Source organism: Acinetobacter lanii (assembly GCF_011578285.1).
GTDB classification, from domain to species: Bacteria; Pseudomonadota; Gammaproteobacteria; order Pseudomonadales; family Moraxellaceae; genus Acinetobacter; species Acinetobacter lanii.
In genome coordinates, this window is record NZ_CP049916.1 from 1332814 (window position 1) to 1346390 (window position 13577).

Here is a 13577-nt window from a genome sequence, read left to right on the forward strand (position 1 = left end):
AAGGTGCGTTTTGAATGTCGATACAATTAAGCATCAAGTTCAGCTAAAACTTCATCTGAGAATTCAACGTTGGTATATACGTTTTGCACATCATCTAAATCTTCAAGCATATCAATCATTTTTAAGATTTTCTTCGCTTGGTCGATATCAGTGATTTCAGCTTTGGTTGATGGATTCATCACAACTTCGGCATTGTCTGATTTGAGTCCGGCAGCCGTCAAAGCATCCTGAACATCACCAAAAGCTTCAGGTGAAGTGATGACCAAGATGCCTTCTTCATCTACTTCAATATCGTCAGCACCAGCTTCAAGCGCCACTTCCATGATTTGATCTTCTAAAGATACATCTTCAAAACTGATCTCACCACGTTTAGTGAACAGGAAAGCAACAGAACCATTTGTCCCCAAATTGCCATCTGTTTTAGAGAAACAGTGACGAACATCAGGTACAGTACGATTCAGGTTATCAGTCATAGTTTCAACAATGACTGCAACACCACCGACACCATAACCTTCGTAAGTGACTTCTTTTAAATCAGCATTGTCTTCACCACCAACACCACGTGCAATCGCACGGTTGATTGTGTCACGTGTCATGTTCGCAACAAGTGCTTTTTCCACAACAGCACGCAGACGCGGATTTGCCGCAGCATCACCACCACCAAGTCGTGCAGCTGTTACAATTTCACGAATAAATTTTGTGAATACTTTAGCGCGGCTCGCATCTTGTTTTGCTTTGCGATGCTTTGTATTTGCCCACTTGGAATGACCCGCCATGCGAAATATGCTCCTTGTAGATTGGCCTTATGCCGAATCAAATAAGTGAAATTTTACCATAAGCTCATTTTTCATAGAAAGACCCATAAAATGAGTTTTTGAACAAAAAACAGATTAATTTTTTGGTTCTGGAATAACGATATCTAAACCCGTATGTTCTTTATACAACGCCTTAATTTGAGCAAGATCTTTGTCTAGATCGCTTGGATAAATTTTTCCAAAAATGCCCCCTTGTTTGGTCTTTTGATTTACAAACAAAAATACGATAGGCACACCCGCAGCTTTGGCAATATGCCAAAAACCTGTACGAATCGGACGACGCTCTTCACCATTTTTTGCACGTGTTGCTTCAGGGGCAATCACAAGATTAAATTGATCATGACTTTTAAATTCATCGACCATTTGTGACACGATGTCTTGATTAGAATGCCGATCGACTGCAATGCCCCCAATACCTTCAAGTAAGGGTTTAAAAGGTCCTTTAAACAATTCTTTCTTAATAAGTGTATGAATCTTGATCCCATGAATCTGGAACAGTGCAATCGATAACACGGCATCCATCATCGTGGTATGTTCAAAGCCAATAATGACCTGTTTGTCTTCAAGGACATTCGGTTCAATGTGATATTTTACGCCTGCTAATTTAAATGCAAGTTCACCAATTTGTTTTTTCATAACCTGATCTTTTTTAGAAGAATTTCAATTTGTGGCAATTCTGCGAGGAAGGCTTCAAAATTACAATATCTAATCAGTAAATTTGCTTATTCAAGCTTAAGTTTTACATGTTAATATTGAAAGATTAGATGATTTGATTACAATTAAATCATTGAATTGTCTATAACTTATTAATTTGTTTAATTATTGCGCGATTCATTTTTAAGATTTGAAAAAGCCTTGTAATCAGATTTTTTTTTAGATAGTATTCTCGGACGAAAATACTTGATATATCAGTATTTATAGGGCCTATAGCTCAGTTGGTTAGAGCAGCGGACTCATAATCCGTTGGTCGACAGTTCAAGTCTGTCTGGGCCCACCATATAAAACAACCACTTACGTGCATTAATCGTAAGTGGTTTTTTAATGTTTAAATGCATGTAAGCACTATGTAAGCAATAAGAACAAATAAATTTTATAAACATAAAATATAGATAATTTTTTGAATAGGTTTTTAAGATTTCAATTTTCTGTTTAAGCGGAAGAGCTTTGTATATTTTCTTTTTGGGATTGTTTATAAGGCATAGGTTCACGGTCCACAGAAACAAAATAAATGGACTTCTTGAATTACAGATTGGAAGTAAGCGTTATTTCATTGAGCAATCTAAGCAGGATCTAGCCAAAACTGGAAATAATTTGATAACTAAGTTAAATACATAAACAATATTTCACAAATTAATTATTTTTATAAAAAAAATCTCAGAAGCTTGAACGGAATGACTCGAAATTCTTGAGAGAATATATTAATTTTCAATAGAGTGTATGTTCTTACTCAACCTGAGCCACTAAAAATAAAGCTATGGAAATACTTCGATATTTAAATGATAAATGAGTAGTGGGTGGGGCCTAAATCCCCACCAAATTTCGAATATCAGTCAACCGCCATTTAGCTCCTTTTGTTGTCATAACGGGTTTTAAATCCCCTTTACCACGACTTGCCCATACTCTTAAGGTATTGGGTTTTAAACCTAAAATAATCGCAGCATCATTCGTACAGACTAAACTAGTACCAGACGCGATTAATTGAGTTAAACGTTCCTCTGGTTTTAATTCGATATTCATTTCATTTCCCCAGCTAAAATTTTTAAGCAAGTTTCTATAATTTCATTTTCCATAAACCTAATTCACTCTCTTTGCACATTCATTGAATCTTTCATGATCCTAAACGATTTGATATCGTCGTGATCAGCCATACAAAGACGATAGCACTGTTTAATTTTTAAAAATTAGTTTGAGATAAAACTTCAAAAAAATGACTTATATTTTTTTAAAAAAGTTAAAGAGCTGAGTATGTCTAGAATTTTTTCATCATTTTTACGATCGATGAGTCGCGCAGTTATTCCTAATTTTCGTGGACCATCTACATCAGCAAGTTGAGTATCACCAATGAAGAGTACTTCATTCGGTTGACAGTTCATTTGAGTTAAAAAATATTGGTAGATAAAAGGTTTTGGCTTATTCGCACCGACCTTAAAGCTCCATGCATAGGCATCTAAAGGTGGAAGAAGATGCTCCGCATGTTCACCATAAGGCATTGCTGCATTGGAACAGATTGCCACGTTGTATCCCAGATTTTTAAGCTGAATTAAAGTTGGCATTGAATCATCAAACATTTGCATTTGCTTTATGTCATTTTGAAGATCTGTGTTCATTTCAGCTAACAAAGTCTTAGGAAGTTGGTAACCCAAAACAGCAGCAATCATTTCGAAATTGCCATTTATCGACATGATGGTTTCTGCATCATTCGGTTGAGGTGTTCTTCCTTGCTGTTTTAGCCATTTCATCATTTTTTATAAGGTGAACGGCCATTTCGAATTTCAATGAGCGTGCCAAATATATCGAAAGCAATTGCTTTATAAGACTGATTATTCATCATTATTCTTCCATTTAAAGTTTAAACATTTTTTGATTTTTATATCAATTCTAGTTTTAAGAACGTACCAAAATCAGGCGTTTTAAAGTGTAAGCACTGAACTTTTGTCTTTAATTCATTTGATTTTTAATTAAGACCCAACTGTTCAGGACTATACCAACGCATTTTTAAGTGCCCGAGCTGATCTTTAAGATAGGCAGCTTTTTGCAGAATGAATTTTTTTCGCTTCAGCCATTCATCTAGACGGGCATCATCATAGTGAATGTCGATTTTGAGCTGTATCAGCTGATTATATAAGCCACGTTTTTCCAATGACATTGCATCCAGTGTTGCTGATGAAGCCATAGGAGCTAATGGAGAGAGTAATCCCTCGATTTTATTAGGCTTTGTTTGGGTTTTGGGTTGAGTTAAAGCGGAGACCTTTAGATCCTGAGCACTGTTTTTCACTAATTTAGGTGAAGGAGTAAGGGAGTGGACAGGCTTTTTCTCAGAACTCTCAATTTCAACTGATTCAGTCGAACCTTTAAGTAAAGCACTTAACTTTCGATAGTTGATGCTATAAAAGTTGGTTTGAATCCATTTATTTTGAGACAGTTTTTTAACAACCAAAATGCCTACTTTTTTTAGTTTAGACACGATACGCTTGATGGTAGATGGGCTGTATGTACCTAAAGTTTCAGCCCATTGCTCATAGCTATGATAAAAGTACTTCTGCTGTTGTATGACTTGAGCTTCTTGACTTTGTAGGCAGTAATGAAGCTTTTGTAAGAAGATTGCGGATGCCACTCCATACGCTTGTGCAAGCGTAGGAGAGGCGATAAGCGGGTAGTCGCCTTGGACTAACAGTTTGGTTTTTTTCGTCATGATCTTGCTCACTTAAAGTTTAGTAAGCAGGTTTGGATAATGTGCGACGAGGACGTTGCTGCGCTCGGCGTAGCCACTCCTCAGGATATTCTTGAGTATCCACATCGAAATACTGCCCAGACCAAAATTCTTGGTTGAGTTCATCGTGATATTGATGATGTGGGTTTTGGTGATGGGATAGAAGCGGTTGTTCCAATTCGAGATCAGACGGAGTGTCGCCTTGAGTATTACTTTCAGCTTGGTCTAGCGTCTTGTAAATATCGAGTAAAGCTTGGTGTTGTTGATGAGAAAGAAGAGTTGCACTTTCAACAAGAAGTTGTTTTGCTAGTTTTTTTGGGGTGCAAAGGTTCGCACCATTGAATTTGTTATTCATAGTCGTATGCTCTTGGGCTGTATTGAACACACCACCGCTCTTTTTCCACGAAGAGTATTGGTGGCAGTTTAACAGGGGTGGAAATACCGTTCCAAGAGTACGGCCAGCATAAAGCTGCCCTGTCAAACCGCCATAACGACTGCTTAACAGTAGGCAAAAAAAATGCCGCACGAGCGACTTTAGTTTTGCACTCTTGGATAATATCAGGTTTCCACGCCTGAACGCAGATTTTGCTGCGTTGAAATAAGATTATCCCGCAATGGAACTGGGGTCAAGGCCTAGAAAGTGATTTTTTTAAAATATCAAAAGAAAAAATGAAATTTGGCATGTGCTAGATATATTTAATTATTCTATTGTTTATTTTATTTATAAAGAAGAAAAGCTCAATTTGACCCAATGGTTTGGTCCATATTGAATTGATCGAGAGTAACAAAATGAACTAAATTGGAAACTCAACATTTTAAGATGAGTCCAATAGTTTCTTAAATTTTTTCTCTATCACGATGTTGAGTTTTTCATAATATGCTATTGAGTGGCCCAATAAGTGTATGAAAGTTGACTTATTGAGCTACTTCAATGAGCTGAATAGGGGAGCCAAAAATTTTGCAAATAGGAGAGGGCTCTATTCAGCATTGGATCATGAATTAATTTTTTTGTTCGCAGGATTTCTAGGATCTAAAGAAATTTCAGTTAACTTATTTTCTAAATCTGCAAAAGCTTGTAAGTGCCGATATTGTTCAAATAAGTTAGATAACGCTGAGTTGTGCTGAGCGTTAAATTGGTAAATGGCATACACTTTGATCATATCAATCAATGCATTTGTTGGATGAATGTTTTCGTTATTGAAGAGTTCTTTATATACAGATAAAAATGCGCCACCTAAAAAGAATTTTTGGTGATTTAGATTTTTGCGAGCGTTAAATTTTTCTTGTTCAATAGCTTTATCTTCGGAGGATTTGATATTTTGTGAAACCCTATTTTTGATTTGAGACATGTTCTTGCTCCTATAATTATTGAGTAGTTTTTGTAGTTCAAAATATTCATCACGTGTTAATGCAAACCAATTTTCCTCAAGGTTTAAAATTTGCTTTTCAGTTGTTGATAATTTTTGCTGTTCTATATTTTTTAAATATTCTATTATTTCATTATTTTTACGTCGTTCATTTAGTTTATATTCAAACTTTTTTATTAAATCTAAATGAATGTTTATAAATTTTTCAAATTTAGAACTATTCATATTTTTTATATCTGAATTTATTAAAACTTCAAATAATTGATCTTCACATTTATATCTATGCTCACACCATAATACTTCTTTGTAAATATAAAGATAATTATATAAATCATTTTTGGTGATTTTTTTATGAGGTCTACCGGCCATTTTAAGCCTCCTGTTTTCTATGAGGCTTAATCATGACACTAATTAAAAAAGCATGATGAGTTTGATAGCAATTCTCAAAAAAAAGTGATCCTGCTTTCCAATGAATTGACCCATTAATAATATTGACGTTTTTTAAGAATTTTTTGGGCTGCGCACAAAAAATTCTTATCTCGTCTCCGTGTCTTTTTATTCCCTCATTTGCGTTGCCAATGAAGGAATAAAAAGACACTACTACTCGCCCGGTGGGACCAAAAGCTGATTGTGAAAATTTTTAAGTAATTGAAATAATGTAATTTTTATTTTTTAGGTATGCATTACACTATAAAGGCTAAATCATTACACTATAATTTAGTGTGCGTTACACGATAAAGAAAGCGCATTACACCATAAATAATATGCATTACACGATAGAAATAGGCATTACACTATAAAATCTTCTCGTGTATCGATTTGTGATGATTGGGTGTGGTGTGATAATCGTCAGTCCTTTCTCAAGATGCCTCTTGTTTTGAATATCTGTTAAAAATTTATTCTGAGATATAACCATTTTTTTGATCTTTTTTTATGAAATGATTTCTTATTAAATTTATTGACTACATTGACTTTTTAATTTGAGAGTTAATGTAAATGTTTTATTTTGATCTAAGAAATAATCATAAAGAGAAATCTAAGTCATCATTTAATGCATACTGCTATATTACAAGAGTAAAACATTTTGCATTAAATAAAATTGAATTAAATGAAGTGGTTGAATTTGTAGATTCAGGTAATATGCCGAAATGGGTAGAATATAAGCCTGACAAATTTTGGGCTTCAGCTGATAAATTTGAAAAGAAAGGAGCTCGTACGTCAACTCATATTACGATTGCATTACCTAAGGAATTAACTTCTGAACAGAGAATAGAATTATCAAAGAGTTTAATCACCGCTTTTTGCGATGAATTTAAATTTCCATATAGTTGTGCGATTCATAATCATAAAGGTGCATTGGATAGTCAATATGATCAACCTCATTTGCATTTACAATATTCTGAGCGTACAACGCTTGATGATTTTGAGCGACCACCAGAGTTGTTTTTTAGGCAATATAGACCGAAGAATCCTGAACGTGGCGGAGCACAAAAAATTACTGCTGATGTTTTGGGTTTAGGACGTCAGCAGATCACCTATATGCGACAAGTGACCGAAAAACTAATTAACGAAATGCTAGAAATATATGCGCCGACGAAACATGTTCGTATTAAGGGAGTTGAAGTAGTCGTACCAAACCGAGTTTCATGCTTATCTAATCAGGACTACAATGGCAAATTCGGGACGCAGCTTAAAGATACGCCTCAAATTCCACGTTGGAAGCTTCATAGCAGTGATCCTATAATTCAAATGGATATAAAGCCTCAAATTGAACAAATTAAAAAAATTCGGGAAGACAATTTATTTGAACTGTATAAACCTTTTTATCTCGCTGAACTTCAACGGCAACATCAGCTTAGAAATCAAATAGATCGTGACGTTTCAATGTGAACAACAGAATGAAGATGTCACTTGAGTAACGAATTGATATAAACATGAGTAAGGATATCTGTTGTGAAAGTGTCTAAAGAAAAAATAGTACTAGAAGAATTTGCAGCTTTTGAGAAAGGAAGAATATTCTCGATTTTAGATTTTAGCGTTTATATCAATGATAAAAAGCTTCGTTGGATTTTAAGACATCAGTTCGAAAAAGGTGAGGTGATCATGGCCTTTCCGACCATTTATTACAAAGTAAAAATGAACAGTTTTTTTCCAGATAAAATTTTATCTCCTAGTATTGTGCTTGCACTAGAAGCTTTAACGAAACGTACCGGGCAAAAGTTTCAACATGATGGTGGGATGGTAATCCTCCCATAAATAACCGAAGTTAAAAGTAGAGGTTAAGCAGCCATTAGAGGTGGCTTTCCTTTGTTTGCTTGATGTGGTCTTTCATGGTTGTAATGCCACAGCCAACTCGTTGCATAATCTTGTACTTCATCCAAAGTATCAAATAAATGTTTACTCAGCCAGCTATAACGTATGGTCCGATTATAACGTTCAATATATGCATTCTGTTGTGGCTTACCCGGTTGAATATATTCAATACGAATGCCGTGCTCAGTAGCCCAACGTACAAATTCATGACTGATAAACTCCGGGCCATTGTCACACCGAATAACTAACGGTTTTTCTCGCCATTCCAATAGCTGATTCAACGTACGAATAACCCTGATTGTGGGCAATGAGAATCCTGCTTCAATGGCTAGGCCTTCGCGGCGGTAATCATCAATTACATTCAATAGCCGATACTTTCGACCATCGGAAAGCTGATCATGCATAAAATCTAATGACCAAACTTGATTTTCTCGGATTGGTTCCTTTAGTGGTTCTGGTGCATGTCTTTTTAGTCTTCTTCTTGGCTTAATACGCAGATTCAGTGCCAACTCACAGTAAATGCGATAAACCCGCTTGTGATTCCAGCAGTGATTCTCAACATGTCGTAAATATGAGAAGCACAGACCAAATCCCCAATCTGTATTTTCTTCAGTGAGTTCAATGAGCTGTTCAGCAATTAATGCATTGTCATCGCTGAGTTTGGCTTGATAGCGGTAGCAGGTTTCACTAATGCCAAATGCTTTACAAGCCAAACGAATACTAATGGCATGCTGGGCAACTACCTGATGTGCCATCTTACGCCGGCAAGATGGCTTCACCACTTTTTTACCATCGCTTCCTGGATGATCTCTGCCTTTAATCGTTCTTCCGCATACATCTTTTTAAGTCTGGTATTTTCTGCTTCCAGCTCTTTCAGTCGAGCCATCAATGAGGTATCCATACCGCCATATTTGGCACGCCATTTATAAAACGTGGCATTACTCATGCCGTGTTCACGACAAAGGGCGGCTACAGGTGTGCCAGATTCCGCCTGCTTCAAGATGGACATGATCTGACTGTCAGTAAATTTCGATGTTTTCATGCAGAATCTCCTGCTTGTATCTTAAGAGAAAATTCTACTTTTAGATCCTTTTATTTTTAGGGGGGATTACCGGATGGCAGCCAACCTTTTAGGACTCAGTACACAAGTGCCATTAATTAATGTGTTTTATACCAATAAGAATTCTAAAGAATTTCGGTTTTTTGGTCAGATAGTTCGGTTTGTTAAAACCCGTTGCCATGATGTATTTCAGTATCCTTTTGAACGTGTAGGTTGGGCTATTGCAGCATTGTATTACTTCGGTCCTCATATTGATGATCAAGCGTCGATCGTAATGAAGCTGAGGAAAGAACTGACGAAAGAAGAGTATCAAAGCCTGCTTAATGCTAAGAAGCCAGGTTGGATGCAAAAAATTCTAGAGTTTTGATTTTTTAAATGATTAAACTTGTTTTAGAGAGTGATGCCTATACAAACTAAAAAATTCAACCCAGTGGAATCAATAAAGTAGATGTGGTCCCATGCAATTCTTTTGAGTACTAACTTGAATACGAAATATTTTTGTCTTTTGTAAATCAGAGAATAATACATCTAGAGCTATCCAATCTAATCTACAGAGCATAATCAGGCTTTAAAAAAGCTATTGCGACATAAATTGTCGCTTTATTTTTATTCTGCTGTTAACAGAGATAGATATAATTTATTATAAAAAAACAATATCTTATATTTTGGTATAGAGAATGGAATCTCTTAGTACATCACATTTAAAAGCAATTCTGCATTCTAAACGTGCGAATTTATATTACTTAGAACATTGCCGCGTGATGCAAAAAGATGGGCGTGTCTTATATCTCACTGAAGCCAAGAATGAAAATCAATATTGGAATATCCCGATTGCCAATACCACAGTCATTATACTTGGAACGGGCACTTCTATTACTCAAGCGGCTATGCGCATGTTGGCGAGTGCTGGGGTACTCGTTGGTTTTACAGGTGGTGGTGGTACACCGCTGTTTATGGGTTGTGAAATTGAGTGGATGACTCCGCAAAGTGAATATCGTCCCACTGAATATGTTCAGGGATGGTTGTCTTTTTGGTTTGATGAAGCCAAACGTTTAGAGGTTGCGAAACAGTTTCAACTATCACGTATCGCATTTATAGAGAAAATTTGGGCTAAAGACCGAGATTTAAAAGAATATGATTTTCATGTTGATGATTTAGACATTACCCAGGCATTAGGTGGCTTTGCAAACAAAATACTGCAACAGAGCAAAGTTGGGGATTTACTTCTTGCTGAGGCAGCTACCACAAAACAACTTTATAAAATTGCCGCGACTCGGACAGGGCTTAAGGATTTTAGTCGTAATCCTGAGCAGGGTGATTTAGCCAATGACTTTTTAAATCATGGCAATTATTTGGCCTATGGTTTGGCTGCGACCACGCTTTGGGTACTTGGTATTCCGCATGGGTTTGCTGTGATGCATGGGAAAACCCGTCGTGGGGCATTGGTCTTTGATGTGGCGGATTTGATTAAAGATGCTGTGGTTTTACCGTATGCCTTTATTTGCGCTAAAGAGAAAATGACCGAACAAGAATTCAGACAACAAGTTTTGCAAAAGTTTACCGAGCATAAGGCATTGGATTTTATGTTTGATCAAGTCAAAGCACAAGCTTGCAAAAATCATGATGTGGATGGGGATTCATTATGATTGTGACCTTTATTAGTCAATGCGAGAAGAAAGCCATTGCTAGAACACGACGAGTCTTAGATGCCTTTGCTGATCGGATTGGTGATAACACGTGGCAAACGGTGATTACCGAAGATGGTCTCATTGCTGTTAAAAAGTTATTGCGTAAAACGGTGACCAAAAGTACTGCGGTGAGTTGTCATTGGATTCGGGGACGGCGTAGAAGTGAGTTGCTGTGGATTGTGGGGAATCGGAATAAATTTAATAACATTGGGATTGTGCCAGTCAATAGCACACAAAAAGACGTATTTATGGATGTGGTGACAATGAAAGCAAAACAAGATGAATTTTATGCTAATACTCATCGACAACCACTTGCTGAACATAGCTTTGCAATTGGTTATTTAGCACAAAAATTATTTAAAAAAGTAGTCGATAACGATGAATATGACAACTTATCTAAAGTTGCATTTTTAGCGGGTTGTTTACATGATTTAGGAAAGCTTGATCCTCTATTTCAGGAATGGGTTAAAAAAGGTAAACAGAAAGATCCTGAGGATGATGGTCAGCATATCGATGTTAAATTTACTTTCGATAAACATCCACGTCATAACGAAGTTTCACTGTTGCTATTTAACTTTTTTGAACAGCAATGTAAGGGGTTAAACAATCGTCAAAAAGAATGTTTACAGCATATCTTATATTGGCATCATGCAAAGCCATATCGTCAAAATGATGATTTTACAGGCGTGTATAAAGCTTATGAATATTTAATCAAAAATGTCCAAGCAGATAAGTTTGAAATATTGATAAAAAATACATCTGACTTGGTCAAACGAATTAACACGCTATCGAAAAACTATCATGCCAATGAAAGTATCGAAAAGCATATTGATTGGAATGTAGATCAAGCGCCAGAATTAAAAGAGAACTTTGAGTATCAGTTTAAAAGCAAACATTTTCCTGAATTTAAACATTATACCAATACTGATTCTATTGAGGTATTGCGTGATAAGGTTCGTATCAATTCAGAACATAACTTATTGCGTGCCTGTGTAATTAGTGCAGATCGTTTGATTTCGAAATTGTCTGCACAAGATTTACTGGAATACATAGCTGAGCAACGCTTGGATGAATTATTAGAGACACAGGAAACACTTTCTAATTTATATGAACATTTAAGCAATGTATCCACAAAATTCCCAAATAGTGAACGCACTCAGAAACAGAATGAAATCGCACAACAACTTGCCGATTTAAGAGATATTGCTGTACTTGCAGGTCCAGCAGGCTGTGGTAAAACAAAAATTGCGCTAGAGTGGGCAAAACTAAAAAAGGCAAAAAAAATATTTTGGATTTGTCCTCGTGTGCAAGTGTGTCAGGGCATATTCCAAGAACTGACAGAAAGCTATTTGCCAGATGCAAAGGTAGAAATCTTTACGGGTGAATTTAAGTTCACCAATGCTTGGGACAAGGCGACACCTGAGACAGAATATCTATCGGGGGATGTTGTGGTTACCACAATTGATCAAATCTTAGGATCAATTGTGACGCATAGTAAAGTCGATAGTTTAGTTCCATTTATGGATGCGCATGTGGTGTTTGATGAATACCATGAATATATTGGCATGGAAATTTTCAACTTATTGTTTGCTGAGTTGATTGCTAATAAAAACATGCGTAAAAAATATGAAAAAAATACGTTATTGGTTTCTGCAACACCGCACTATTCGTATTTAAAACAAGTTTTAGGTTTACATGAAGATGATGTCATTGCCATGCCATCATTTAATGATCGTGATTATAAAATTGAATTTATTGATTATGATGAATCAGTCATTGTAGGGAATCCATTTTATCAAAGCTATGATGGACAAACCTTTGTAATTTCCAATACAGCTTTAACAGCACAATTAGGCTTTATTTATCAAAAGAACCAAGAAAAAAGCGTACTTTTTCATTCTAAGTTTAAGCGTAGTGATAAAAAATATTGGTTTAATGAAGTGTACGAGGCATTTAAAAAAGAGGGTACACACAAGTTTGAGGTCTTACGCAGTGGTCCAATTGTTCAAGCGTCATTAAACATCACAGCCAAAAACATGCTGACAGAAATGACCTCGCCTGAAAATATGCTTCAGCGTTTAGGGCGCTTAGATCGTTTTGGCGAAAGTGAAAGTGTTAATATTTTAAAAGTTGCGATTACTGAAAATGTAAAAAACGGTAGTTGTAAAGGTTCATTGGCATACTTCTTAAATCAACTCAATTGTTTGCAGAATACAAAAGCTTGGTATGATTTTTTACAGAATCAGCTTGCAGAGCAAAGCTTTAAGTTATCCAAGCTGTATCAACTTTATAAAGATTTCCATAAACAGCAAGATCAAGATAATTCAGCTGTTTTTCAAGATATGCAAAAAGCGTTAAAGAAAAGTATTGATCGAATCAATAATAAGGTGACAGAGCCAACAAAAGTATCAAAACCGAAAACGACAGAACGCAAATCTAAAATCAGTAAAAACTCATTACGTGGCGATAGCCGTTTTGTTCAGTTGGCGAAATTGAACCTAAATGATTATGCCAAGCCTATTTTTGAAAATGAATATGCGTATCAGCCACCATTAGATGATACGACTGAATATGATAATTTGACGGAGTCTTTAAATATTATTCAAGAACTTGGATTGATTCATTTTATTGCTCAAAAGCATGGCAATATTGATCCGTCACATCCAGTGAAAGGCATTCCTGAGAAAAAACAAAAATCACGATGTATGGTCTTGGAAAATTATGCAAGAGATGCAGATTTCCCTTTGTACTTAAGTTACATCGAAGATGACTTGAATAAAGTAGGGGGTACAGGAGTAAGACATCCTGAAGCAATTTATTATGCGGTATGCGATCAGCAACCGATTGGTTCAATTACATTAGACAAGCTAAATATTTTAACAACAACGCCAGAGGGAAATTAAC

The 13577-nt window shown here is 35.9% G+C and carries 13 protein-coding genes and 1 tRNA gene; 6 read left to right on the forward strand and 8 right to left on the reverse strand.

Translation table 11 applies throughout. The features are described from left to right. Positions 1-26: 26 nt before the first annotated feature. Positions 27-776 carry a YebC/PmpR family DNA-binding transcriptional regulator gene (locus tag G8D99_RS06195; protein ID WP_166323640.1) on the reverse strand — a complete coding sequence of 250 codons (750 nt, stop codon included), beginning with the start codon at positions 774-776 and terminating at the stop codon, positions 27-29. 114 nt (positions 777-890) lie between these two features. Further along, entirely contained in the window at positions 891-1451 is a 561-nt protein-coding gene (locus G8D99_RS06200) for a 1-acyl-sn-glycerol-3-phosphate acyltransferase (RefSeq protein ID WP_166323642.1), read from the reverse strand. Between the two features lie 284 nt (positions 1452-1735). Between G8D99_RS06200 and G8D99_RS06205 the strand changes: the two genes are divergently transcribed. After that, positions 1736-1812, forward strand: a tRNA-Ile gene (locus G8D99_RS06205). A gap of 524 nt (positions 1813-2336) precedes the next feature. Here the strand turns inward: G8D99_RS06205 and G8D99_RS06210 are convergent. From G8D99_RS06210 to G8D99_RS06230, 5 genes are all read right to left on the reverse strand, one after another. After that, the gene (locus G8D99_RS06210) at positions 2337-2552 is read right to left on the reverse strand and encodes a MerR family transcriptional regulator (protein ID WP_166323644.1); all 216 of its coding nucleotides are present in this window, start codon (positions 2550-2552) and stop codon (positions 2337-2339) included. 182 nt (positions 2553-2734) lie between these two features. Beyond that, positions 2735-3277: an HAD family hydrolase gene (locus tag G8D99_RS06215; RefSeq protein WP_406741510.1), complete on the reverse strand. Its 543-nt coding sequence runs from the start codon at positions 3275-3277 to the stop codon at positions 2735-2737. A 212-nt stretch (positions 3278-3489) separates the two neighbouring features. Next, positions 3490-4227 carry a hypothetical protein gene (locus G8D99_RS06220; RefSeq protein WP_166323646.1) on the reverse strand — a complete coding sequence of 246 codons (738 nt, stop codon included), beginning with the start codon at positions 4225-4227 and terminating at the stop codon, positions 3490-3492. Positions 4228-4246: 19 nt separating this feature from the next. Continuing rightward, complete coding sequence (locus tag G8D99_RS06225; RefSeq protein ID WP_166323648.1) at positions 4247-4600, reverse strand: hypothetical protein; 354 nt, start codon at positions 4598-4600, stop codon at positions 4247-4249. 637 nt (positions 4601-5237) lie between these two features. Further along, on the reverse strand, positions 5238-5981 hold the full coding sequence (locus G8D99_RS06230) for a hypothetical protein (RefSeq protein ID WP_166323650.1): 744 nt from the start codon (positions 5979-5981) through the stop codon (positions 5238-5240). Between the two features lie 627 nt (positions 5982-6608). Between G8D99_RS06230 and G8D99_RS06235 the strand changes: the two genes are divergently transcribed. Beyond that, on the forward strand, positions 6609-7502 hold the full coding sequence (locus tag G8D99_RS06235; RefSeq protein ID WP_166323652.1) for a MobA/MobL family protein: 894 nt from the start codon (positions 6609-6611) through the stop codon (positions 7500-7502). Positions 7503-7565: 63 nt separating this feature from the next. Then, positions 7566-7868, forward strand: coding sequence for a hypothetical protein (locus G8D99_RS06240; RefSeq protein WP_166323654.1), 303 nt, complete (start codon positions 7566-7568; stop codon positions 7866-7868). Positions 7869-7891: 23 nt separating this feature from the next. Here the strand turns inward: G8D99_RS06240 and G8D99_RS06245 are convergent. Continuing rightward, positions 7892-8967, reverse strand: a protein-coding gene (locus G8D99_RS06245) for an IS3 family transposase (protein ID WP_104505755.1) whose coding sequence is annotated in 2 segments (ribosomal slippage) — positions 7892-8715 and positions 8715-8967 — 1077 coding nt in all. Because the reading frame shifts where the segments join, the coding sequence is not laid out codon by codon here. Positions 8968-9040: 73 nt separating this feature from the next. On the opposite strand from G8D99_RS06245, the gene G8D99_RS06250 reads away from it, so the two are divergent. The 3 genes from G8D99_RS06250 (at position 9041) to G8D99_RS06260 (ending at position 13576) form a co-directional block, all read left to right on the forward strand. Next, entirely contained in the window at positions 9041-9352 is a 312-nt protein-coding gene (locus G8D99_RS06250) for a hypothetical protein (protein WP_166323656.1), read from the forward strand. A 310-nt stretch (positions 9353-9662) separates the two neighbouring features. Continuing rightward, complete coding sequence (cas1f, locus tag G8D99_RS06255) at positions 9663-10631, forward strand: type I-F CRISPR-associated endonuclease Cas1f (protein WP_166323658.1); 969 nt, start codon at positions 9663-9665, stop codon at positions 10629-10631. Then, entirely contained in the window at positions 10628-13576 is a 2949-nt protein-coding gene (locus G8D99_RS06260) for a CRISPR-associated endonuclease Cas3'' (protein WP_166323660.1), read from the forward strand. Before cas1f ends, G8D99_RS06260 begins: the two co-directional genes overlap by 4 nt. The last annotated feature ends 1 nt before the right edge of the window (position 13577 follow it).